A 25473-nucleotide genomic window follows, 5' to 3' on the forward strand; every position below is an offset into this window, starting at 1 on the left:
CACCCATGTCGTGTATTCGAGGGTACGCGGACGGATGGTTGCTTCGACACCACCCATCCTACCGCTGCTCAAGAACATGCGACATGGGTTCTTTCTTTGTATGACCCTGAGGTCTGGTTTCTGGTGAATAACCGAGGGTTACGCCAGATCCCGGAATCAGCGCGTCGCGCGCGTGTCGATGGCCTGGCGCACCTGCTCCAGCAGGGCGGCGGGGGTGAACGGCTTCTGCAGGAAGGGCGCGTCGGGGGGCAGGCCGCCGCGGCGCAGCACGTCCTCGCCCGTGTAGCCGGAGATGAAGACGACCGGCGTGTGGGGAAGGATGCTCGCGAGCTCCCGGGCCGTCGCATAGCCGCCCATCGCCGGCATCACCACGTCCGACACCACCACGGCGATCTGTCCGGCGAACCGGTGCGCGGCCTCCACCGCCTGCGCGCCGTCCGCCGCTTCCAGCACCGTGTAGCCGGCACGGGTGAGCACGCGGCGGGCAAAGCGCCGCACCGCTTCCTCATCCTCCACCAGCAGCACCGTCTCCGTTCCCCCGGCCGGGGCCGCCGCCTCGGGCGCCGGCGGCGGGGCGGGATCCACGGCGTCCAGCCGGGGAAGGTAGGCGGTAAAGACGCTGCCCTCGCCCACCTGCGAGTGCACGCGCAGGTGGCCGCCGCTCTGCTTGACGATGCCGTATACGGTGGAAAGCCCCAGCCCCGTGCCCTGGCCGGGCTCCTTGGTGGTGAAGAACGGCTCGAAGGCGCGGCTCATCACCTCCGGCGGCATCCCTTCGCCCGTGTCGCCCACGGACAGCACCACGTAGCGCCCGGCGGGGATCGCGGTGCCGTCCCACGCCGCCTCGGATCCGTCGAACACCACGCTCCCGGTTTCGATGCGGATGCGGCCGCCGGGCGGCAGGGCGTCGCGCGCGTTGACGCTCAGGTTGAGCAGCACCTGCTCCAGCTGCCCGGGATCGGCCGAGACGTACAGCGGCGGGGGATCCGTCCGCACCTCCAGCCGCACGTCCTCGCCCAGCAGCCGGGTGAGCATGGGGACCAGCCCGGCCACCAGCGCGTTCAGCTCCAGCTGCCGCGGCTGCAGCACCTGCCGGCGGCTGAACGCCAGCAGCTGGCCGGTGAGCGCCGCGGCCCGCTGCGCCGCGCCGGAGATCTGCCGCAGGTCCTCGCGCAAGCGGTTCCCCTCGGCCACCTCGCTCAGCAGCAGGTCGGCGTGGCCGCGGATGACGGTGAGCACGTTGTTGAAGTCGTGCGCCACCCCGCCCGCCAGCTTGCCCACCGCCTCCATCTTCTGCGACTGCCGAAGCTGCTCCTCCCGCCCGCGGCGCTCGGTGATGTCGCTGGTGACGCCCACGATCCCCATGGTGCCGCCGGCCCCGTCGCGCAGCGGCGCGTGGGTGGCCTGCACCAGGATGCGGCCGCCGTCCGCGCGCGTCACCTCCACCTCGCCCGACCAGCTTTCGCCCCGCACGGCGGCGGCCAGGCTTTCCACCATCACCCGCTCCATCCCGCCGTCGGGGAACACCTGCGACCAGTGGCGCCCCAGCACCTCCACGGCCGGCCGGCCGTACAGGCGCTCGGCAAAGCGGTTCCAGGCGATGACCTCGCCCTCGACGTCGTAGGCGACCACCGCCTGCTCCACCGCGTCCAGCAGCACCGCCTGAAAGCGGATCGCCTCTTCCGCGCGGGTGCGCTCCGTAAGGTCCAGCATGGAGCCGATCATCCGCACGGCGCGCCCCGCTCCGTCGCGCAGCAGGTAGGCGCGGTCAAAGACGCGCAGCCAGCCGCCGCCGGCGTGGCGGAAGCGGTACTCGTCGGACCAGGCCAGCTCCGGACCCGCCAGCACCGCCTCCAGCCGCGCGGCCACCCGGGGCAGGTCTTCGGGGTGGATGAGGTCGTACCACCACTGCAGGTCGGCGGCGATCTCGACCGGCTCGTATCCCAGCACGGGCGTTACGGCCTCGTTCCACTCCAGGCGCCCGCTGACCACGTCCCAGTCCCAGATCACGTCGCTGGTGGCGCGCGAAACCAGGCGGTAGCGCTCTTCGCTGGCGTGCAGGGCGCGCCGCGCGGCCGTTTCTTCGGTCACGTCGGCGATGATCACCACCCCGGCCACCACCTTGCCCCGGGTGTCGCGCACGGGCGACGCGCTCAGCCGGGCCGTCCCCCGCACGCCGTCCCTGCGCACGATCGTGTACTCCTCGCCGGCCACGCTCTCGCCGTCGCGAAGGGCACGCGCCAGCGGCCACTCGTGCGCCTGCACCCGCCGCCCGTCGGCGTGAAAGCCCTCCCACTCGCTGTACTGGGAGATCGACTCGGACGACAGGTAGCCGTGCCGCCAGATCTCGTCGATGCGCGCGTTGCCCATGATCAGCCGCCCCGTGGGCGCTTCGGCGATGATCACGCCGACGGGGAGCTGCCGCAGCACGGCTTCCAGCAGGCTGCGTTCGGCGCCCAGCCGCTCCACCAGGGCCGCGGCGTGGCGCTCGCGCTCGCGGCGGTCTGAGATGTCGCGAAAATAAACGGAGATCCCCTCCTCGCCCGGGTAGGCGTGCACCTCGAACCAGCTCTTGAGGGGGGGAAAGTACGCCTCGAAGGTGCGCGGAACCCGTTCCCCCGCCACCCGCCGGTACTCGCGCTCGAACGTCGAGCCCACCGCCTCGGGAAACTCGTCCCAGATCACCCGCCCCAGCAGCGACTCGCGCGGGCGCCAGAGCAGCGGCTCCGCCTGGGGGTTCAGGTAGGTGAAGCGCCACTCCTGGTCCAGCGCGAAAAACGCGTCGGTCACGCTCTCCAGGATGCGCGTCACCCGCTCCCGCGCGGCCTCGGCGGCCAGGCGGGCGGCGCTCTCGCGCACCGTCAGCTCCTCGCGCTCCACCTCGGCCATCACCCGGGCGGTGACGTCGCGCACGGTGACCACCGCCCCGATGCGGCGGCCGCCCTCGAACACCGGGTTGGCGGCGCCCTCCACCACCAGCCGGGTGCCGCCGGGGTGGGCCACCTGCATCATGAACTCGGGAACCTCGTGCCCGGTGCGCACCGCCCGCACCAGCGGCACCTCCTCGGGTGCCAGCGGCTCCCCGTCCATGGTAAAGAGCCGCGCGGCGCGCGAGGGGTCGTGCGCCGGCATTCCGGTCTGCGAGAGCCCCAGCAGCCGGTCGGCCTCGGAGTTGGAGAAGGTGATGCGCCCCTCCAGGTCGGCCACCACCACCCCTTCGCCGATTTGCCGCAGGACGGCCGCACGCTCGGCGGCCAGGCGGTCCAGCGCGCGGATGAGCCCGTCGCGCTCTTCCTGGGCCATCCGCCGGGCGGTGGTGTCCTCGTGCGCCACCACCGCGTGCGGCCGGCCGCGTGCCTGCAGCGGCGTTACCCGCATGGTGAACCAGCGCCGTTCGTGGGGCGCGTCGCAGGGGTACTCCATGTCGAACGAGGGCGCGTGCCCGGCCAGCACGGCGCGGATCCCCTCCGCCGCCGCCCTCGCGAAGGGCGCGTCCGGGCCGGCGGCGTCGCAGACGCGCAGGTAGTTGCCGCCCTCAACCTGGCCGGTGTGCCCGTTGTCCGCGGCAAAGCGGCGCCACGCCTCGTTCACGGCCACGATGTCGCCCGCCGGGTCCACCACGGCCAGGTGGGCGGACAGCGCGTCCAGCGCCGACTGCAGAAAGGCGTGCGACTCGCGCACCTCGGCTTCGGCGCGGTGGCGCTCGGTGGTGTCGCGCGCCACCACCAGCACCGACTCAACCCGCCCGTCCGGCCCCAGCTGGGGGTGGATGCGCGAGCTGAGGGCCACGGGGCCGCCCTCGCCCTGGAACAGGAACTCGCCCTCGCGCGGCCGGCCGGTGCGTACGACGTCGCCGATGGCGGCCTGCCAGGCGGCGGTGCCCGGACGGCCACGGGTGATCTCCATCACGGTGCGCCCGCGCGCGTCTTCTTCGGTCGCGGCGCCCAGCTGGCGGCGGGTGGCGGGATTGGCGTACATCACCCGCAGGTCGCGGTCAAAGCGCGCCACCAGGTCGGGAGAGTGCTCCACCAGCGCGCGGTACTCCTGCTCCTGGTGCAGCAGCACCGTCTGCGCGCCGCGGAGAAGGAGGGTGAGCGAGGAGGACGGGTCGACGACGGCGTCGATCTGCCCCCCGGTAATCTCCTCGATCTCTGCCTGCACCGCCGCCAGCTGACGGGCCAGCTCGTGCAGCCGGTCAGGGGGCGCGGCGCCATCGGCGGAGGCGGGGCGGATCACAGGCGCAGCGCGTCCCGGACGGCCGCGGCGTCCGAAAGGTTGCCCAGCACCCGTACCCCGGGCGCCTCGGCCCGCAGCAGCGTGGGGGTCACCACCACCCCGTCGCGCAGCGCGGGGGCGGGGTCCACGGACACGTCCACCACCTCCACGCGCACCCGCACCGGGCCTCCGTCCAGCTCTTCCTGGATGCGGCGCAGGCTGCGGAGCGCGGCCAGCGAGTTGGGCGCGTTTCCCGCGACAAACAGGCGCAGGTGCACCTCGGGGCGGGTGTCCGCGGCGCCGGGCGTCATGCCGCGTCTCCCGCGGCGTCTGCGTCTCCCGCGTCTCCCACGTCTCCCACGTCTCCCACGGCGTCGGCGCGGCGCAGGGCCGCGATGCGGCCGGCGTCGCGGACGCGCTGCGCGGCGTCGGCGGTGCCGTCCATCTCCAGCAGCTTGCGCTCGGCGGCAAAGGTGTCCAGCTCGTGCTGCAGGGCGGCCATGCGGGTGCGCAGGTCGGCCTCGGCGCGCTGCAGCTCCAGGGTGCGGCGGGCGGCGGCGCGCTCGGCGGCGCGGGCCTCGCGGCGGGCCTCCTCCTCCTTCTCCCACCGGGCCGTCCCCATCAGCACCTCGCCCCCGGCGTCGTACACGTCGGCCAGCGTAACGCCGGTGGACGAAAGCACCATCTCCCGCACCTGGTTGCTGTGCGCCATCCCCCGCGACTTGACGATGGTGAGCGCCCGGTTGCGCTCGCCGCCGCGGATGTGGTAGGACAGGTGGAACCAGGTGTCGGCGATGGTGGACACCCGCAGCGCCGACTGCTCGGCGAGAGGATCGGCGCTTTCCTGCAGGCTGGTGCACAGCACGGTGATGCCGCGCGACTTGACGAAGTCCAGCAGGCGCAGGCTGCCGTCCACCGCCGCCACCTCGCCGCCGGACTTGGCCAGGGCGGAGAGGGGGTCCACGATCAGCACGGCGGGCTCGAAGGCCGTCACGCGGCGCTTGATCTCGATCAGGTGCTCCTCTACGCCGCGCGCTTCGGAGCGCAGCGACCAGATGTCCAGCAGCCCCGCCTGCACCCACCGGTCCAGCGTCAGCCCCACGGACGAAAGGTTGCGGACGATCTGCGCGGCGGGCTCGTCAAAGGAAAGAAAGAGCACCCGCTCGCCGCGGGCGCAGCTTTCCTGCGCCAGGCATCCCGCCAGCGTGGTCTTGGCCACGCCGGGGGCGCCGGTCGCCAGGATGCTGCTGCCGCGGTAGTACCCGCCGCCCAGCATGGTGTCCAGCCGCGGGATCCCCGTGGGGATGCGCTCCTGGAACACCGGGTGGTCCAGGTCGGCCTTGCCGTAGGTGGCCACCTCCACGCCGCCGGGGGTGAGGGTGAGGGGGAACTCGTTCTCGGCGAAGCCGGAGCCGCGGTACTTGAGCACCCGTACCCCGCGCACGCTCACCCGCTCGCGCAGCCCGTGCTGCAGCAGGACCACGCAGTCGGCCATGAAGGGAAGAAAGCCGTACTGCGGGGCCGAGAGCGGGTCGGGGCCCTCTACCTTGGCGGTGATCAGGGCGGTCAGGTCGCGCGCGGCCAGCCATTCGAACAGCCGGTGCAGCTCGCGGCGTGCCGCCGCCGGCCCGTCCAGCAGCGCCAGCAGCACGTCCACCCCGTCAAAGACGATGCGGCGCGCGCGGATCTCCTCCGCCTTGGCCGCCACCTGCGCCAGTACTCCGTTCAGGTCAAAGTCGCCGGTGACCGCGTGCATGGGCGAGACGTAGGCGTCCAGAAAGAACAGGTGCTGCCGCTCCAGCGCCGGCAGGTCCCAGCCGAACGAGTCGGCGTTCTCGCGGATGCGCCGGCTGTCTTCCTCGAAGGCGACAAAGATGCCGGGCTCGTGTCCCTGCAGCGCGCCGCGTACCAGCGTCTGCAGCGAGAACACGGTCTTTCCCGTCCCGGGCCCGCCCAGCAGCACGGTGATGCGGCCGCGGGGGATGCCGCCGCCGGTAAGCTCGTCGAACCCGTCGATCCCGGTGGGCGCCTTGGAGCCGGGGAGGGCGAGTGTTGAATCCTGGGTCATGGTGCGGATGCGGCGGGTATGGGGCGGGTGCGGCAAACCGGCGTTTGGTGGCGTGCGCGGGTCAGGAGCGGATTTCAGGGCGGGCGGTGCGGACGGGGCCGTGGGAGCGGTTCTGGGGGTCGCGTGCCGACTGCTACAATCTGACACCTTTGTCTGGGTTTCGCAATGACTGTTACAATAGGGGCGCTCCAATGGCCTGGTTCTGCTCGTTCCGACGGATCTTCTCTCCGCGTGATATCTATAGATGTCCGTAAACGTCAGGCAAGGGAAACGGATTGTCTCACGCAGAGGGAGCAGAGGAAGCAGAGGACCGGCCTCCTCCCGCTGCCTGGACGTCTGCTCACACGTCCAGAATCGCGCGGGCCGCGGAGGTGCGGGAGTTCACGATCCGGTGAACTCCGTCGTTCAGTCTGGCTGCACCAAAGTTGATCAGGAGGCCGATGGGCAGGTTGAGCAGGCGCAGATACGTGAGCACCTGCTTGGCGTGAACCGGCGCCAGCTTCTCGACGGACTTGCACTCGACCACCACACTGCCCTCCACGAGCAGATCCACGCGAAACGCCTGCTCAAAGCGCATTCCGTCAAGGTCGAACGAGATCGCCTTCTGCCGCTCCACCGTCAGGCCCTGCTGCTCCAAGGTGCGAGCCAGCACGGCTTCGTAGACGGATTCTACCAACCCTGGTCCAATCCGGGTGTGGAGGCGGTATGAAGCGTCGACAATCGCGCCCGTGATCTGGTTGATGTCTCGCATTTCCGGTTGCTTCTGAAGATGAGAAAGCGGCAGCATGTGAACAAAGTACACGGCGGCTTCTCACTCCGGAAGACCCCTCCCACGCTTCTGCCCGGCACAGGACCCTCGTAAAGCAGGGATGCCCGTCCTCTGCTTCCTCTGCTCCCTCTGCGTGAGACAATCTTTTGCCGAGCCGGAACGCCGGCTCGTCATCGTGGCGTGCATCTCCCTTGACAGCGGTGTGACGGCGCCGTATCTCTGGAAACGTTTCCATGAAAACGTTTCCACAATCGAGTTGCTCACCCTCCGAGCACGGCCCGTTCACCCGCGGGGACGATCTGTGAGCATCACCATCCGTGACGTGGCCCAGCGGGCCGGCGTGTCGGTCACCACCGTGTCTCGCGCGCTCAACGGCACCGGGCCGGTAAGCGACGACGTGCGCCGCCGCGTGGAGGCCGCGTCCGCCGAGCTTCGCTACCTGCCCCACGGCACGGCCCGCAGCCTGATCACCCGCCGCACCGACGTCTTTGGCGTGGTGCTTCCCGACCTCTTTGGCGAGTTCTTCAGCGAGGTGATCCGGGGGATGGACCCGCAGGCGCAGCAGCGTGGCTACCACCTGCTGCTGAGCGGGTCGCACGACGGGCGGCGCGAGATCGAGTTTGCCGTGGGCGCCATGCGGGGCCGGGTGGACGGGATGATCGTGATGTCGCCCGACGTGGGCGGCGCCGAGCTGGAAGGGTGCCTTCCCCCCGACGTCCCCGTCGTCCTTCTCAACTGCGACGTGGCGGGGACGGGGTTCAACGCCATCAACGTGGACAACTACGGCGGCGCGCGGGAGATGGTGCGCCACCTGATCGGCCTGGGGCACCGGCGCGTGGGGATGATCACCGGCGCCGCCGCCAACTTCGACGCCCGCGAGCGGCTGCGCGGCTTTCGCGCCGCCATCGAGGAGGCGGACGCGGTCGAAGGGGTGGAGGCCGAGGGCGACTTTACCGAGGCGGGCGGCTACCGCGCCGCGGCGGAGCTGGCCGCGGATCCCGATCCGCCTACGGCGATCTTCTGCGCCAACGACTCCATGGCCGTGGGCGCCATCAGCGCCCTGCGCCGCGCCGGAAAGCGGGTGCCGGACGACGTGGCGGTGGCGGGGTTCGACGACATCCCCATCGGCCGCTACCTGAGCCCGTCGCTCTCCTCCGTCCGCGTGGACGTGAACCGGATGGGCGCCCGCGCGGTGGAACTGCTGTGCCACGCCATCGCGGGCGACGCGCCCCCCGCGCAGGAGCTGCTCGAAACGCGTCTGGTCGTACGCCGCTCGTGCGGCGGCGGCACGGACGATCCGCCGTCTCTGCAGGATTTCCGCTGATCTTACCCACCCCACCCAGGAGAACGCCCATGAAACCAGGATCCATCGTCCGTGCGGTCTTTCTGTTCCTCGGTCTGCTCTGGGCCTCGCCCGGTGCGGCCCAGACGACCACGGGGCGCATCCAGGGAACGGTGCGCGGCCCCGCGGGCGAGGACGTGGCCGGGGCCACGGTGGTGGCGCGGAACACGGAAACCAACCAGCGACGCACGGTGGTCACCGGCGCCAACGGCGGCTACGTGCTCCCCGGCCTGCGCCCCGGCCCGTACGAGCTTACGGTGACGCGCGTGGGGCAGGGAACGCAGAGCCGCACGGTGCAGGTGGGCGTGGGGCAGACGCTGGACGCCAGCTTTACCCTGGCCGCGCAGGCGGTGCAGCTGGAGGCCATCACCGTGAGCTCCGGAACGGGGGCGACGGAGACCCGCACCAGCGAGGTGGCGACCAACGTGAGCCGCCAGCAGGTGGAGGCGCTGCCCACGGCGGACCGCAACTTCCTCAGCCTGGCGCAGCTGGCCCCCGGCACGCAGCTGCAGAACGCCACGCTGGACGGGCAGCGCAAGACGTTCACGGCCGGCGCGCAGGGCGCGGAGCAGGTGAACGTGTTCGTGGACGGAGCCAGCTACAAGAACGACATCCTGGCGGGCGGCGTGGTGGGGCAGGACGCCAGCCGCGGCAACCCGTTCCCCCGCAACGCGGTGGGCGAGTTTCGCGTGATCACGCAGAACTTCAAGGCCGAGTACCAGAAGGCCAGCAGCGCCGTGATCACGGCCACCACGCGCTCTGGCAGCAACTGGTGGGAGAGCGACGCGTTCGTGAACTGGCAGAACCGCGAGCTGATCGCCCTGGACCGCTTTCAGGCCGCCACGGCCGACACGGCGACCAATTACGACCGGCCGGAGTTCGAGAAGCTGCAGTGGGGCGCCAACGTGGGCGGCCCCATCCTGCGCGACCGGCTGTTCTTTTTCGGCAGCCTGGAGCGGCTGGAGCAGCAGCGCGCGGTGCGGGTGAACATCGTGCCGCCCGCGGGCTACCCCGCGCTGGACACCATCGACTTCGCCAGCGGCAACCGCGAGTTCGGGCAGCCGTTCGACGCGTGGCTGGGCTTCAGCAAGCTGAGCTGGCAGCACCGTGAAAACAGCTTCATGGAACTCAGCTACTCCATGCGCATGGAAGAGGACGTGCGCAACTTTGGCAACCTGGACAGCTATCAGGCGGCCACCCTGTTCAACAACGACATCCACACCGGGGTGCTCAAGCACGTGTGGACGCCGGGCGAGTTTTTGAACGAGGCCACGCTCAGCCTGCAGAACTACCGCTACAACCCGGCGGCGCTCAACCCGGACGTGCCCAACCGCTTCTTCGGCTTTGGCTGCTGCGCGCAGATCGGCGGCAACGTGAGCAGCCAGGACTTTCGCCAGCTGCGCCTGTCGCTGCGCAACGACCTTACCTGGACGGGGTGGCGGATGGGGGGCGAGCACGTCCTCAAGGGCGGCTTCAACCTGGACTGGCTGGACTACGACATCCACAAGCGCAACAGCGAGAACCCGCGCTTTGTGTACGAGCCCTGGTTTGGCGGGTTCGCCACGCCGCAGCGGGTGGAGTTCCAGACGGGCGACCCGGACTTTGGCGCACAGAACACGCAGTTCGGGGTGTACCTGCAGGACGACTGGTCGCCCACCAGCCGGCTGGTGCTGAACCTGGGCGTGCGCTGGGACTTCGAGACGCACATGATGAACTACGACTACGTGACGCCCAGCGCCATCGTAGACTCGCTCACCAAGTACCAGGACCGCCTGTTCCGCCCGCTTGACCCGGACCGCTACTTCACGGACGGTGACGACCGCTCGCCGTTCTATGGCGCCATCCAGCCCCGCCTGGGCTTCAGCTACGCGCTGGACAGCCAGCAGCGCACGGCGGTGTTCGGCGGCTGGGGCATCTTCTACGACCGCCAGCTCTTCGACCACGCGCTGGAAGAGTCGTTCGCGCTGCAGCATCCCAGCTACACGCTGTTCTTCGCGCTGCCGGGCCAGACGCCCACGGGGAACCAGATCGCCTGGGACGAGCGCTACCTTACGGACCGCAACGCGCTGCGGGAACTGATCGGCGACACACGCTTCAACACGCCTGAGGTCAAGCTGCTGCCCAACGACCTGCGGCCGCCGCGGGCGCAGCACTTCAACCTGGGCGTGCGCCACGCGTTCGGCACGGTGGAGGCGTCGGCGGCGTACACCGGGGTGCGCAGCGAGAACGTGCTTACCTTCTACTGGGCCAACCAGGACTTTACCTGCCCGGAGCGCTCGTTCGCGGTGGCGGGGTGCTTTGAGAACCGCGGCATTCCGGGGTGGGGCACCATCCTGATGGCGGACGACGCGGGGAAGACCTGGTACGACGCGCTGCAGATCAAGGTAGACCGCCCGTACCGCGGCAATGTGGAGAGCGGCCGCGGCTGGGGCGCCGGGCTGGCGGTGACCATCGCGGAGCGCGAGACGCAGGGCTTCAACGACCTGTTCACCTTTCCCAACGCAACGGACTACCCGCGCCAGAAGCGCAACGACGAGCCGCTGCGCATCGTGGGCAACTGGATCGTGGACATGCCCTGGCTGTGGGGCGTGCAGTTCAGCGGGCTGCTGAACCTGGGGACGGGGACGCGCCTGGACGTGGGCGGCCGCTTCGATTGCAACAACGAAGCGACCTGCTTTGCGGGCGGCGGCTTCTCGCCGGAGAAGCACTCGTTCATCATCCCCGACGCCTTTGCCTACCGCATGGTAGACGTGCGGCTGCGCAAGGACTTTCTGCGCGCGGGCGGCAACCGGGTGGGCGTGTCGGCGGAGGTGTTCAACCTCTTCAACTTCGACAACCTGGGGTGCTACAGCACCTTCAACCGCACCGACGCCAACTTTGGCACCGCGTCGTGCACCATCAGCGACCCGCAGCGGCTGCAGATCGGGCTGGAGTACAACCACCGGTAGGGTGGCGGTGCGAGGGTACGAAGGTACGAAGGTACGAAGGTACGAAGGTACGGAAGTGCGTGAGTGCGTGAGTGCGTGAGTGCGTGAGTGCGTGAGTGCGTGAGTGCGTGAGTGCGTGAGTGCGTGAGTGCGTGAGTGCGGGGCCGTCGTCCTTCAAGGCGGCGGCTCCTGCGCCACGCGAATCCAAACCTGGGACGGCGTGCACGTGATGCGATCCATCTTCGGCGTTGCTGTTCTCTTCGTCGCGCTTTCGGGCGGGGCGTGCGCGTCCGCCACCAGCGGGGGCGGGGCGCCGCTTCCGGCGGGACAGGAGGCGTTCCTGGATACGCTGCAGGAACGCACCTTCCGCTGGTTCTGGGACACCACCAATCCGCGCAACGGGCTGGTGCCGGACCGCTGGCCCACGCCGTCGTTCAGCAGCGTGGCGGCCGTGGGCTTCGGCCTGACGGCGTATCAGGTGGGGGTGGAGCGGGGATGGGTGTCGCGCTCCGAGGCGGTGGATCGCACGCTGACGACGCTCCGCTTCTTCTGGAACGCGCCGCAGGGGCCGGCGGCCAGCGGCACGACCGGGCACCACGGCTTCTTTTATCACTTTCTGGACATGAACACGGGGCACCGGTTCGAGCGGGTGGAGCTTTCCACCATCGACACCGGCCTGCTGATGATGGGCGTGCTTTCCGCGGCGGAGTACTTCGACGGCGCCGACCCGCGCGAGGCGGAGATCCGCGCGCTGGCGGACTCGCTGTACCGCCGCGTGGACTGGGCCTGGGCCGCCACGCCGCGGCCGCCGCACATCAGCATGGGGTGGCACCCCGAGTCCGGCTTCATCCCGCACGACTACAAGGGCTACAGCGAGGCGATGTTCCTGTACCTCCTCGCCATCGGCTCGCCCACGCACCCGGTCGATCCCTCGGCGTGGGAGGCGTTTACCTCCACCTACGTGTGGATGGACTTCCGCGGCTATCCGCAGGTCAATTTTCCGCCCCTCTTCGGGCACCAGTACTCGCACGCGTGGATCGACTTTCGCGGCATCCGCGACGCGTACATGCGGGGCAGGGGGATCGATTACTTCGAGAACTCGCGCCGGGCCACGCTGGCGCAGCGCGAGTACGCCATCGCCAATCCCATGGGCTGGGCCGGGTACGGGCCGGACATGTGGGGATTAACGGCGGCGGACGGGCCCAGGGACACCACGCTGGTCATCGACGGAAAGGAGCGGACCTTCTTTACGTACCGCGCCCGCGGCGTAAGCGGCGACTTCGTGGAGGACGACGGGACGCTGGTGCCCACGGCGGCGGGTGGATCCATCCCGTTCGCGCCCGAGATCGCCATCCCCGCGCTGATGAACATGCGGCGGACGTACGGCGACCACCTGTTCCAGCGGTACGGCTTTCTGGACTCCTTCAATCCCACCCTCACGCAGCCGATGCCGCTGCAGCACGGACGCATCGTTCCCGGCGTGGGCTGGTTCGACGGCGACTACCTGGGGATCGACCAGGGGCCCATCGTGCTGATGATCGAGAACCACCGCAGCGACCTGATCTGGCGGCTGATGCGGGGCAACGAGCACGTGGTCCGCGGCCTGTGCCGCGCGGGCTTTACCGGCGGCTGGCTCGAAGGCCGCTGTGGCTGATCGGCGGCATACCCTCCGCGGAGCCCTCGCCGCGCTCCTTCTCTCGCTCACCGCCTGTGGGAGCGGGGACAAGGCGGAGGTGCGCACCATCCGCTTCTGGGCGATGGGGCGCGAGGGCGAGGTGGTGGAGCAGCTGGTGCCGGAGTTCGAGCGGCGCAATCCCGGGATCCGGGTGGACGTGCAGCAGATCCCCTGGAGCGCCGCGCACGAGAAGATGCTGACGGCGTTCGTGGGAGATGCCACGCCGGACGTGGCGCAGCTGGGGAACACCTGGGTGCCGGAGTTCCAGGCGCTCAACGCGCTGGAGCCGCTGGACGCCCGCGCCGCCGCGTCTCCATCGACGCCGCGCGCGGACTACTTCGCCGGTATCTGGGATACGAACGTGGTCGACGGGCAGACGTACGGGCTGCCGTGGTACGTGGATACGCGCGTCCTGTTCTACCGCCCGGACCTGATGGCCGCCGCCGGCTATCCCCAGCCGCCGGCCACGTGGGCGCAGTGGCTGGACGCCATGCGGAAGATGAAGGCGCGGATGGGTCCCAATCAGCACCCCATCCTGCTGCCCACGAACGAATGGCCGCAGCCGGTGATCCTGGGGATGCAGTCCGGCGCCACCCTGCTGCGCGACGGCGGCCGCTACGGCGACTTTTCCAACGCCGACTTCCGCCGCGGGTTTACGTTCTACGTCGACCTCTTTCGCGAGGGGCTGGCGCCACGGGTGAGCGCGTCGGAGATCAGCAACCGCTACCAGGAGTTCGAGCGCGGCAACATCGGGATGGTGATCACCGGCCCGTGGGAGATCGGGGAGTTCGGCACGCGGGTGACGGGCGCGCCCTGGGCCACGGCGCCGCTGCCGGGGCCGGACGGGCCCGGCGTGTCGCTGGCGGGCGGAGCGTCGCTGGTGCTCTTTCGCGGGTCGCGGCAAAAGGAGGCCGCGTGGAAGTTCATCGAGTTCCTTTCGGAGCCCGCGCAGCAGGTGCGCTTCTACGAGCTTACGGGTGACCTGCCCGCGCGGCGCAGCGCCTGGCAGTCGCCCGCGCTGGCGCAAAACCGCCACGCGGCGGCGTTCCGCAGCCAGCTGGACCGCGTGGTGCCGCTGCCCAAGGTGCCGGAATCCGAGCAGATCGTGAGCAAGGTGTTCGAGCAGGGCGAGCGCGCCGTGCGCGGGCAAGCCACCGTGGACCAGGCGCTCAGCACGCTGGACGGCGAGGTGGACCGGCTGCTGGAGAAGCGCCGGTGGATGCTGGACCGGCGCCAGGGGCGGGAGCCATGAACGGGCATCGGCGCGCGGCGACGGGCCCTCTCCCCCGACCGGCCTTTCGCTCGTTCCTCGCGACGGCGGTCGACCCCTCCCCCAACTTCGGGGGAGGGGTGGTAGGGCAGGGTTCGGAGTGGTTCGGACGCTGCGGAGTGATCGTCGGAATGCGGAGCGCTGCGGAAAGCGCGGCGCGCCCCCTCCGCTCGCTTAGGCTCGTACCTCCCCCAAAAAAGACTGGGGGAGGTTGGGTTGCGGAAGGATCGAGACTCGACGATGGGGATCGCACTGGCGTCCGACGGTGTGCCCCTCCCCCGGCCCCTCCCCGTTCGTTCCTCACGGAGAGGGGAGAAGTCGATCCCGCTTCGACCGCCTCCGGAGCGCACGGCACTTCCGGCACACGCCACCCCTCCCCCGAAGTTGGGGGAGGGGTCGCCGGCCGTTGCGAGGAACGAGCAAAAGGCCCGGCGGGGGAGAGGGCCCGTCGAAGCGGGTGCAGCTTCGGCATGCATCGAACTGGTGTCCGACAGTGTGCCCCTCCCCCGACCCCTCCCCGTTCGTTCCTCACGGAGAGGGGAGAAGTCGATCCCGCTGCGATTGTTTCCGGAGCGCACCGCACCGTCGGCACACACCACCCCTCCCCCGAAGTTGGGGGAGGGGTCGCCGGCCGTTGCGAGGAACGAGCAAAAGGTCCGGCGGGGGAGAGGGCCCCCACCGGAGCGCGCCAAGCCCTGCTTTCAGCCTTCTCCGTGGAGGCCCGCCGATGACCGACACCACCACGGGCACGGCGGAGATCAGCGTGCGGGCGGACGCGGGGCTGGCGGCGGCACCGGGGCGCGGGGGACTGCGCGCGCCGGGTGAGCGCAACCCGGCGGCGTACTGGTTCCTTACGCCGGCGCTGCTGCTCATCTTCACCTTCTTCTTTCTCCCCGTCGTCGCGGCGCTGATCCTCAGCTTCACCGACTTTGACCTGTACGCGGTGGGCGACGTGGCCAACGCGCGCTGGGTGGGGCTGCGCAACTACGCGCAGCTGCTCACCACGCCGCTGTTCTGGCAGGCGCTGCGCAACACCTTCTACTTCGCGCTGGTGGGCGGGCCGCTTTCCATCGGCGTGTCGCTGGCGGCGGCGCTGCTGCTCAACCAGAAGATGGTGCGCTTTAAAGGGCTGTTCCGCACCATCTACTTCGCGCCGTTCGTCACCACGCTGGTCGCCGTGGCCATCGTGTGGCGCTACCTGTACCACACGCGCTACGGGCTGCTCAACTACGGCCTGGGCGCGCTGGGGATGGAGCCGGTGGACTGGCTGGGCGACCCGCGCTGGGCCATGCCCGCCATCATCCTGATGACGGTGTGGAAGAGCTTTGGCTACAACATGCTCATCTTCATCGCCGGGCTGCAGGCGATCCCGGAAGAGCTGTACGAGGCGGCGCGCATCGATGGCGCGGGCGCGTGGCAGCGGTTCCGGCACGTTACGCTGCCGGGGCTGGCCCCCACGCTGGTGTTCGTCACCGTCATCACGATGATCGGCTTCTTTCAGCTGTTCGTGGAGCCGTACGTGATGACGATGGGTGGCCCACTGCGGTCGACGACGTCCGTCGTGCTGCTGATGTACGAAGAGGGCTTCCGCTGGTGGCGGATGGGGCATGCGGCGGCGGTGGCGTTCATCCTGTTCGTCATCATCCTGGCGGCGACGCTCCTTCAGCTGGCGCTGCAGCGGCGCGCGGAGGCCCGGTGAGCCCGCGCGCCGCCAGGTTCGCCATCTACGCGCAGCTCATCATCGGCGCGGTGCTGATGGTGATCCCCATGCTGTGGATGGTGAGCGCGTCGCTGATGCCGGCGGGGCAGGCGAGCACCTATCCGCCGCGCCTGCTGCCGCGCGAGGTGACGTTCGAGCATTACGTCTCCCTGTTCACGCGGCTGGACCTGGGGCGCTCGCTGCTGAACAGCGCCATCATCGCGGTGACGGTGACGGCGATCAGCATCCTGATCAACTCCATGGCGGGCTACGCGTTCGCCAAGCTGCGCTTTCGCGGCCGCGACGGCCTGTTCCGGGTCCTGGCCGCCGGGCTGGTGATCCCCACGCAGGTGTCGATGCTGCCGCTGTTTCTGCTGATGAAGCAGCTGGGTCTCATCAACAGCTACTGGGGGGTGATCATCCCGGGGCTGGCCAGCATCTTCGGCATCTTCCTCATCCGCCAGTACGCGCAGTCCATTCCGGACGACCTGCTGGACGCGGCGCGGATGGACGGCGCCGGCGAGTTCCGCATCTACACCAGCATCGTGCTGCCCACCATCGTCCCCATCCTGGCGACGATGGGGATCTGGACGTTCCTGAGCACCTGGAACGACTTCATGTGGCCGCTGATCGTGCTGAGCGACGAGCGGCGCTACACGCTGCCGGTGGCGCTGGCCAACCTGGTGGGCGAGCACGTGCAGGACACGGAGCTGATGATGGCCGGCTCGGTGCTCACGATCATGCCGGTGATGCTGGTGTTTCTGTTCCTGCAGCGGTACTACATCCAGGGCGTGATGGTGGGGAGCGTAAAGGGATGATGGGGATGATTCGACGCGAGCGGCCGGGGGCCCTCTCCCCCGACGGGCCTTTTGCTCGTTCCTCGCAACGGCCGTCGACCCCTCCCCCAACTTCGGGGGAGGGGTGGGGTGGACCGAACCTGCGGTGTGCTTCGGGCAATGTCGAAGCGGGATCGGGTTCTTCTCAATCCGTGAGGAACGAACGGGGAGGGGCACACCCGCTACGACGGGCCCTCTCCCCCGACGGGCCTTTTGCTCGTTCCTCGCAACGGCCGTCGACCCCTCCCCCAACTTCGGGGGAGGGGTGGGGTGAACCGAACCTGCGGTGTGCTTCGGAAATCGTCGAAGCGGGATCGGTTTCTCCCCTCTCCGTGAGGAACGAACGGGGAGGGGCCGGGGGAGGGGCACACCGTCCGGCGCCAGTTCGATACCTTTCGTCGAGCCCCGTACCGTCGGCAACCCAACCTCCCCCAGGGTTTTTGGGGGGAGGTGCGAGCCTAAGCGAGCGGAGGGGGCGCTCCGCGCTCTCCGCCGCGCTCCTGACCCTGACGCTCGCGTCGTGCGCCCCGGCATCCATCGAATCCGCCGCCTCCGCGCCGTCCGCACCCGCTGAGTCCGCGGCATCGACCGCATCCGCCGTCCAGACGCGCGTGCTGGACGACTTCGAATCGGTCGATGGTTGGACGGCGCATCCGTCGGAGGGGGTGGAACTGCGGATCTCGCGAGACAGCGGGTTCGCGGGGGGCGCGATGCGGCTGGACTTCGACTTTCGCGGTGGGACGGGCTACGCCATCGCGCGAAAATCCGTCCCCATCGACCTTCCCGCCAATTGGGAGTTCGCCTGGCGCATGCGTGCCGACGCGCCGGTGAACGACCTGGAGTTCAAGCTCATCGACCCGTCGGGCGAGAACGTGTGGTGGATGAACCGCCGCCGCTTCGAGTATCCGCGCGAGTGGCAGCGCATCCGCACCCGGAAGCGGCAGGTGGAGTTCGCCTGGGGGCCAAAAGGCGGCGGGGAGATGGATTCCGTGGCGCAGATCGAGATCGTCGTCACGGCGGCGACGGGAGGGAAGGGGACGGTGTGGATCGACGACCTGACCTTCCGAGAGCGCGAGCCCGACGCGCCGTACACGCTGACGCCGCAGGTACAAGGCTCGGCGTCCTTTCGCGAGCAGCCGCCCGCGCTCGCGATCGACGGCGACACCACCACCGTCTGGAACGCGGGCGAACAGGCGTGGCTGTCGATCGACTTTCTGCGCGAGCGGGAGATGGGCGGGCTGGTGATTCACTGGGACCGTGCGTACGCCTCGCGGTATCGTGTGGAGACTTCGGCGGACGGGGTCTCGTGGGAGACGGCGTACGAGGTGGTGAACGGCAACGGCGGCCGCGACCCCATCTACCTTCCCGACACGGAGATGCGGCACCTGCGGCTGGCTGTACAGCAAGGTTCGGCGGGCGGTGTGGGCATCCGTGAGGTAGATGTCAAGCCGGCGGAGTGGTCGCAGACGCCCAACGCGTTCTTCGCCAACCTTGCGAAAGAGGCGCCGCGTGGGGCGTATCCTCGATACCTGACGGGCGAGCAGAGCTACTGGACCGTCGTCGGCGTGAGTGGCGACACGCGCGAATCCACCATCAACACCGACGGAATGGTGGAGACGGGGATCGGGATGCCGTCGATCGAACCGTTTCTGTATGCGGACGGGCGCCTGCTGACGTGGGCGGACGTACGGGCTGCGCAGTCGCTGGAGAAAGGCTATCTCCCTATCCCGTCGGTGGAATGGGACGCGCAGCCGCTGCGGCTTACGGTGACGGCGTTCCCCGTGGGCCAGCGAGAGGCATCCACCGTCTACGTGCGCTACCGCGTGGAGAACCGCGGCGCGGCTGCTGAGGACGCGACGCTGTACCTGGCGGCACGTCCGTTCCAGGTGAACCCGTCGTGGCAGTTTCTGAACGTGCAGGGCGGCGTGGCCCGCATCCGCGAGATAGCGCTGCGTGGCCGCGAGCTGGCGGTGAACGGCTCCACGGTCCTGCGCACCATCACGCCGGCGGACACGTTCGGCGCGGCGCCGTTCGACGCGGGCGACGTGGTGGAATACCTGCGCACCGGCCGGCTTCCGCCGCTGCCGGCCGTGACCGACCCGCGCGGCTTTGCCTCCGGCGCCGTCTCGTACCGGCTCGCCCTTCGCGCCGGGGAGACGAAAGACGTGGTCGTCGCCATTCCGCTGCACCCGGCATCGGAGCCGGTGATGCACGCGCGAAACGAGGCCCCGGCGCAAGAGGCCGAGCGGCTGCTGCGGGCCTCGGTGGAGGGATGGGAGCGCGAGCTGAACCGCTTCAGCCTTCGCCTTCCCGCGGCGATGCACGGGGAGGAGATCGCGAACACCATTCGCTCGCAGCTGGCCTACATCCTCATCAACCGCGACGGGCCCAGCATTCAGCCCGGCTCGCGCAGCTACGACCGCTCGTGGATCCGCGACGGCTCGCTGACGGGCGCCGCGCTGCTGCGCCTGGGCCACGCCGACGAGGTGCGCACCTTCGCGGAGTGGTACGCGCCGCACCAGCGACGCAACGGCTACGTTCCCTGCTGCGTCAGCCTGCGCGGCGCCGACCCCGTGCCGGAGCACGACAGCCATGGCCAGCTCATCTACCTGATCGCCGAGCACCACCGGCTGACGGGTGACACGGACTTTCTGCGGCGGATGTGGCCGCACGTGGAGCGCGCGGTGGCGTTCATCGACACGCTGCGCCACGAGCGGATGACGCCGGAGTACCGCACGCCGGAAAGGCGCGCGTACTTTGGGCTGGTGCCGCAGTCCATCAGCCACGAGGGGTACTCGGCCAAGCCCATGCACTCGTACTGGGACGACTTCTTCGTCCTCAAGGGGCTGGACGACGCGGTGTACGTGGCGCGGACGCTGGGGCGCACGGCGGACGGCGCGCGCTTCGCCGCCATCCGCGACGGCTTTCGCACCGACCTGCGCGCCTCGATCGACGCGGCGATGGCGATGCACGGCATCGACTTCATCCCCGGATCGGTGGAGCTGGGCGACTTCGACGCGACCTCCACCACGGTGGGGGTGAACCCGATGGGCGGGCTGGGGTGGCTGCCGCAGCGGGCGCTGGAGAACACGTTCGAGCGCTACTACCGGCAGAGCATCCGCGCGCGGCTGGACGGGGCGGAGTGGGACGGCTACACGCCGTATGAATGGCGCACGGTGGGCACCTTCGTCCGCCTGGGATGGAAGTCGCGCGCGCACGAGGCGATCGGCCTGTTCTTCGGCCACCAGCGGCCGCGCGCGTGGAACCACTGGGCGGAGGTCGTCTTTCGCGACGAGACGTCGCCGCGCTTCATCGGCGACATGCCGCACACGTGGGTGGGGTCGGACTTCATCCGCAGCATCCTGGACCTGTTCGCCTACGAGCGCACGGCGGACGACGCGCTGGTGATCGGCGCCGGCGTCCCCGAGGCGTGGGTGCGCGAGGGCGACGGGCTGGAGATGACCGGCCTGCGCACCTACTACGGCACGCTGAATCTGCGGATGCGCGCGCAGGGCAGCACCGTGCGCGTCCGCATCGCCGGAGACGTGCGCGCGCCCGGAGGCATCGTCCTCCGCACCCCGCTGGACCGCCCCATCCGCCGCGCGACGGTCAACGGCCGCCCGGTTCCGGTGGATGCGGACGCGCGCGAGATCGTCGTCCGCGCCGCGCCGGCGGACGTGGTGCTGGAGCACTGAGGATGAGGGAACGCGTGGATTCAGGCTTGGTGGAGCTTCGGATGGCGCGGCGTGCCCCCTCCGCTCGCTCAGGCTCGCACCTCCCCCAAAAAAGACGGGGGGTGGTTGGGGTTGCCGAGGGTTTGAGGCTCGGCGAAGGGCATCACGCCGGCGCGCGGCGGTGGGCCCCCCCCCGGCCCCTCCCCGTTCGTTCCTCACGGAGAGGGGAGAAGTCGATCCCGCTTCGACCGCCTCCGGAGCGCACCGGACTCGCGGCACACCCCACCCCTCCCCCGAAGTTGGGGGAGGGGTCGACGGCCGTTGCGAGGAACGAGCAAAAGGTCCGTCGGGGGAGAGGGCCCGCCGGCCGCGCGCTGCCCTCGCCGTACTCGCCCTCGTCACCGCCGCCTGCGCACCGCACGCGCCGCCCGTGCACGCGCCCGATCCCGCGCCCGGCTACCGCGTGATCGCGCCGCTGGCGGCGGATGCGCAGGCGCGGGCGGACAGCGCGGTGCGCGTCATCGAGCAGATGCCGGGCGACGGATGGCAGGCGCACACCTTTCGCGGCAGCGACGGCATCGAGATCCGCTACCGCCTGCTGCCGCCGGAGAACCCGGTGCCGGGCCGGCGCTATCCGCTGGTCGTCGTTTTTCACGGTTCGGGGGAGATCGGGACGGACAACCGGAAGCAGCTGGACCGCTTTCCCAAGGCCTGGGGACGTCCGGAGATCCGCCGCGACTACCCCGCGTATGTCGTCGCGCCGCAGATGCCGGAGCGCAGCGCCAACTACGTGATCGACCCGGTCAATCAACAGATGAACCTGGTGCCGGGGCGCCCGCTCCCCACGGCGCTGGAACTGATCGACCGGCTGCGGGCGGAGCTGCCAGTGGATTCGTCGCGGGTGTACGCCATCGGCTTTTCGATGGGCGCGTCTACCACCTATGCGGCGCTGGCGGCGCGGCCGGAGCTGTTCGCGGCCGCCATCCCCATCGCCGGGGTGCCGGACCCGGCGCAGGCGGCGGCGGTGGCGCGCACGCCCGTGTGGATCATCCACGGCAACAGCGACGACGCCAACCCGTTCCGCCCCAACTACCTGTTCTATCCCGTGCTCTCGGCCGTTCCCGGCGCGCGGGTGACGTTCTGGGAGTACGATCAGGGCGAGCACCGCGTGCCGGTGGAACTGCTGTCCAGCGACGCGTTTGCGCGCTGGCTGTGGGCACACCGCAAGCCATGACCGCTGCCGCCACCGCGGCATGCAATCGAAATCCGATCAACCCGCTGGAATGACGAAGTCCGCCGACCGCCCGACCGAACCCGCATCCACCGCCGCCTTGCTGCGCCGCGGCGACTACGCCGTGCTGTTTTCCGCCGCGGGGGGCGGCGGCAGCAGCTATCGGCGCTTTGCCCTTACCCGCTGGACGGCCGACCGCACCCGCGACGCGGAAAGCTTCTTCATCCACCTGCGTGACGTGGACACCGGCGGCCGCTGGTTCGCCGGCTACCAGCCGGTGGGCCGCCAGGCGGAGGCGTACCATGCGGATCTCGCCGCCGGCCGCGCGGAGATCGTGCGGCGCGACGTGCAGATCGAGACGCGCCTGGCGGTCCGCCTCGCGACCGAGGGCGATGCCGAGCTGCGCCGCATCACGCTGACCAACCTTGGCGACCAGGCGCGGCGCATCGAGGTGACCACCTGCGCCGAACTGGTGCTCAACACCCCCGCCGGCGACGCGGCGCATCCCGCGTTCAGCAAGCTGTTCGTGCAGACGGGGTGGATGGCGGATCGCGAGGCCCTGATCGCCTGGCGACGCCTGCGCAGCCCCGACGACGAGCCGCTCTGCGTGATCCACCGCCTGCTCGCGGAGGACGGCGGCGCGCCGGAGTACGAGACGGATCGCGCGCGCTTCATCGGCCGCGGGCGGACGGCCGACTCGCCCGCCGCGATGGATCCCGGTGCGCGGCTCTCCGGGATCGTCGGCAACGTGCTGGACCCCGTGTTCAGCCTGCGACGCGTCGTCACGCTGGGGCCCGGCGAGTCCGCCACGCTGGTCGCGCTCCTGGGCGCCGGCCGCACGCGCGAGGACGTGGAGGCGATCGCCGATCGCTACCCCGAGTTGGCCGTGGCCGACGCCGCGTTCGACCGTACGCCGCCGGCTGACGCGGGCGACGCAAAGGCGCTCGGCGTACCGGAATCGTGGCTCGCGAACGCCGGGCGCCTGCCGGTGCCCAGCGTGGAGGAGCAGACTCCGGTGGAGTGGTTCCGGCCGATGCAGACGGAGAACGTGCCGGGTGAGCGGCTGGGCTGGGATCGCGAGGAGCTGCGGTTCTTCAACGGCTTCGGCGGGTTTTCACCGGATGGGCGCGAGTACGTGATCCGCATGCCGCCGGGCGAGCACGGGCCCGTGCGGCCACCGGTGCCGTGGACCAACGTGATCGCCAACGAGCACACCGGCTTTCTGGTCTCGGAAAGCGGCGCCGCGAGCACGTGGAGCGGCAACAGCCGCGAGAACCGGCTGACGCCGTGGAGCAACGACCCGGTGAGCGACCCGCACGGCGAAGCGCTCTACATCCGCGACGAAGTGGGTGACCAGTTCTGGTCCCCCACGGCGGGCCCGGCGCCGGGCGACGGGTCGTACGAGGCGCGCCACGGCTTTGGCTACTCGCGCTTTCGGCACGCCAGCCAGTCGCTGGACCAGGACACCACGATGTTCGTGCCGCGCCACGATCCCGTAAAGATCGTCCGGCTGCGGATCACCAACACGGGCGACAACCCGCGCCGCGTCTCCGCGGTCAGCTATGCGCAGCTGGTGCTCGGCGGGCTGCCGCAGGAGACGGGCGCGCGGATCGTGACGAGCCACGCCGGCGAGGACGCCATCTTCGCGACCAACCACGAGCGCGGCGAGTTCTCGGATCGCGTCGCCTTCGCCGCGGCGATCGCGCCGCGGGCGGAGACCCGCTCGTGGACGGCGGACCGCACCGCGTTCCTGGGGGCGTACGGCTCGGTCGGGGCGCCGGGGTCGGAGGCGTTGCGGTCGGAGGAGTGGCTGAACCACACGGTGGGCGCGGGGCTGGATCCCTGCGCGGCCTTCAAGGTGACGTTCTGGATCGAGCCGGGCAAAACGGCCGAGGCCGCGTTCCTCCTGGGCGAGGCGGCGGACGAGGCGGCCGCGCACCTGCTCATCGCGAAGTACCGCTGGGAGGATGCGGTCGATGACGCGCTGGAGGAGGTGCGGGCGTTCTGGACCGACACCGTAAGCGCCGTGCAGGTGCAAACGCCGTCGGCGGAGCTGGACCTGATGGTGAACGGCTGGCTGGCGTACCAGAACCTGGCCGGCCGCGTGTGGGGCCGCACCGCGTTCTACCAGTCGGGCGGCGCGTTCGGCTTCCGCGACCAGCTGCAGGATTCGTCCGCGCTGCTTTACCTGCGCCCGGAGCTCACGCGGCAGCAGATCATCCTCCACGCCAGCCACCAGTTCGTGGAGGGCGACGTGCTGCACTGGTGGCACCCGCCGCTCAGCAAGGGCATCCGCACCCGCTTTGCCGACGACCTGCTCTGGCTTCCGTACATCACCGCCTTCTACGTCGCCGCCACGGGTGACGCAGGCGTGCTGGATGAGAGCGCTCCCTTTGTGACCGCCGAGCAGCTCTCGCCGGGCGAGGACGAAACCTTTCTCTTCCCGGAAGATTCCGGCGAGCGCGCCAGTGTCTACGAGCACTGCTGCCGCTCCATCGACCGCTCGCTCACCCGCGGCGCGCACGGCCTGCCGCTGATGGGCACCGGCGACTGGAACGACGGGATGAACCGCGTGGGCCGCGAGGGGCGCGGTGAAAGCGTGTGGCTGGGCTTCTTTCTCCACGGCATCCTCGACGACTTCATCCCCATCGTCGAGGCACGGGGGGATGCGGAGCGGGCGGAGACGTATCGCGCTTATCGGACGCGTCTGGCGGAGGCCCTGAACGCCGACGGCCATGGATGGGATGGTGGATGGTATCGCCGCGCCTATTACGACAACGGCGCGCCACTGGGCTCCGCCGCCAACGACGAGTGCCGCATCGACGCCATTGCGCAGGCGTGGGCGGTGCTTTCGGGCGTGGCGCCGGCGGAGCGCGCGGAACAGGCGCTTGACGCCATGGAGCAGCACCTGGTTTCGGAGCGCGAGGGCATCATCCGCCTGCTTACCCCCGCGTTCGACCGGACGCCGCACGACCCCGGCTACATCAAGGGATACCTGCCCGGCGTGCGCGAAAACGGGGGCCAGTACACGCACGCGGCGCTCTGGGCCGTGCGCGCGCTGGCGCAGGCGGGGCGCACCGAACGCGCGGCGCGGCTGCTGGAGATGATCAGCCCCGTCAGCCACGGCCGCACGCCCGAGGAAGTCGCCGTTTACCAGGCCGAGCCGTACGTGATCGCGGCGGACGTGTACGGCGTGGAGCCGCACGTGGGGCGGGGTGGCTGGACCTGGTACACGGGGTCGGCGGGGTGGATGTTCCGCGTGGCGCTGGAGTCGGTGCTGGGGATCACGCTCAGCGGCGGCGATGCGCTGGTGGTGCGTCCCTGCATTCCGCGCGACTGGCCCGGCTTCACCGTCCGCTACCGTCTCCCCGACGGCGCGACCGTCTACGAGATCGCCGTCACCCGCGACGACGGCGCCAGCATCCGCGGCCAGTCAGACGGCGTGGAACTGGAGCCGGCGGACGGAGCGCTGCGCATCCCGCTCACCCGCGACGGCGCAGAACATCGCGTGGACGTGGTGCTGGGGCGGGGGTTCGCGCCCGTGTACGTTCCAAACGCGGTGCAGGCGGGTGTGGCGTAAGGAGCGAGTGTGGCGCGACCCGCCGCGCCCCCTCCGGGCGAGCACCACTCGCCCACCTCTCCCGAAACTGCCGGGGGAGGTTGAGGTAGGGCTGGTACTTGTGTGCTTCGGGCAGGTTTGGGCGGGATGGTGGGCCGCCCCCCTCCCCGGCCCTCCCCCGCAAACTGCGCGGGGGAGGAAGGTGCGA

Annotated in this window: 13 protein-coding genes; 9 read left to right on the forward strand and 4 right to left on the reverse strand. The window is 70.2% G+C overall.

Going from position 1 to position 25473, the window contains the following annotated elements; translation table 11 throughout:
• Positions 1-156 precede the first annotated feature (156 nt).
• The 4 genes from ACOJUJ_RS19465 to ACOJUJ_RS19480 all read right to left on the reverse strand — a co-directional run bounded on the left by ACOJUJ_RS19465 (position 157) and on the right by ACOJUJ_RS19480 (position 7070).
• The gene (locus ACOJUJ_RS19465) at positions 157-4236 is read right to left on the reverse strand and encodes a PAS domain S-box protein (protein WP_420128566.1); all 4080 of its coding nucleotides are present in this window, start codon (positions 4234-4236) and stop codon (positions 157-159) included.
• Positions 4233-4526, reverse strand: a complete 294-nt coding sequence (locus tag ACOJUJ_RS19470) for a circadian clock KaiB family protein (RefSeq protein ID WP_420128567.1) — start codon at positions 4524-4526, stop codon at positions 4233-4235. Before ACOJUJ_RS19470 ends, ACOJUJ_RS19465 begins: the two co-directional genes overlap by 4 nt.
• Positions 4523-6283 (reverse strand): circadian clock protein KaiC, encoded by a 1761-nt coding sequence (gene kaiC, locus ACOJUJ_RS19475; protein WP_420128568.1) that lies wholly within the window; start codon positions 6281-6283, stop codon positions 4523-4525. Before kaiC ends, ACOJUJ_RS19470 begins: the two co-directional genes overlap by 4 nt.
• A 340-nt stretch (positions 6284-6623) precedes the next feature.
• Positions 6624-7070, reverse strand: coding sequence for a GxxExxY protein (locus tag ACOJUJ_RS19480; RefSeq protein ID WP_420128569.1), 447 nt, complete (start codon positions 7068-7070; stop codon positions 6624-6626).
• 283 nt (positions 7071-7353) lie between these two features.
• Here ACOJUJ_RS19480 and ACOJUJ_RS19485 point away from each other — a divergent pair, with 283 nt between their 5' ends.
• The 9 genes from ACOJUJ_RS19485 (at position 7354) to ACOJUJ_RS19525 (ending at position 25286) form a co-directional block, all read left to right on the forward strand.
• Positions 7354-8376, forward strand: coding sequence for a LacI family DNA-binding transcriptional regulator (locus ACOJUJ_RS19485; protein ID WP_420128570.1), 1023 nt, complete (start codon positions 7354-7356; stop codon positions 8374-8376).
• Positions 8377-8405: 29 nt separating this feature from the next.
• On the forward strand, positions 8406-11342 hold the full coding sequence (locus tag ACOJUJ_RS19490) for a TonB-dependent receptor (RefSeq protein WP_420128571.1): 2937 nt from the start codon (positions 8406-8408) through the stop codon (positions 11340-11342).
• A gap of 208 nt (positions 11343-11550) precedes the next feature.
• Entirely contained in the window at positions 11551-12975 is a 1425-nt protein-coding gene (locus ACOJUJ_RS19495) for a glucoamylase family protein (protein ID WP_420128572.1), read from the forward strand.
• Between the two features lie 79 nt (positions 12976-13054).
• Positions 13055-14248, forward strand: a complete 1194-nt coding sequence (locus ACOJUJ_RS19500) for a sugar ABC transporter substrate-binding protein (protein WP_420128573.1) — start codon at positions 13055-13057, stop codon at positions 14246-14248.
• A 745-nt stretch (positions 14249-14993) separates the two neighbouring features.
• The gene (locus ACOJUJ_RS19505) at positions 14994-15965 is read left to right on the forward strand and encodes a carbohydrate ABC transporter permease (RefSeq protein ID WP_420128574.1); all 972 of its coding nucleotides are present in this window, start codon (positions 14994-14996) and stop codon (positions 15963-15965) included.
• A gap of 56 nt (positions 15966-16021) precedes the next feature.
• Positions 16022-16783 carry a carbohydrate ABC transporter permease gene (locus ACOJUJ_RS19510; RefSeq protein ID WP_420128596.1) on the forward strand — a complete coding sequence of 254 codons (762 nt, stop codon included), beginning with the start codon at positions 16022-16024 and terminating at the stop codon, positions 16781-16783.
• Positions 16784-17412: 629 nt separating this feature from the next.
• Complete coding sequence (locus ACOJUJ_RS19515) at positions 17413-20496, forward strand: discoidin domain-containing protein (RefSeq protein WP_420128575.1); 3084 nt, start codon at positions 17413-17415, stop codon at positions 20494-20496.
• Positions 20497-20905: 409 nt separating this feature from the next.
• Positions 20906-21709, forward strand: coding sequence for a prolyl oligopeptidase family serine peptidase (locus ACOJUJ_RS19520; RefSeq protein WP_420128576.1), 804 nt, complete (start codon positions 20906-20908; stop codon positions 21707-21709).
• 49 nt (positions 21710-21758) lie between these two features.
• Positions 21759-25286 (forward strand): GH36-type glycosyl hydrolase domain-containing protein, encoded by a 3528-nt coding sequence (locus ACOJUJ_RS19525; RefSeq protein WP_420128577.1) that lies wholly within the window; start codon positions 21759-21761, stop codon positions 25284-25286.
• The last annotated feature ends 187 nt before the right edge of the window (positions 25287-25473 follow it).

Source organism: Longimicrobium sp., from assembly GCF_048594345.1.
Classification (GTDB): Bacteria; Gemmatimonadota; Gemmatimonadetes; order Longimicrobiales; family Longimicrobiaceae; genus Longimicrobium.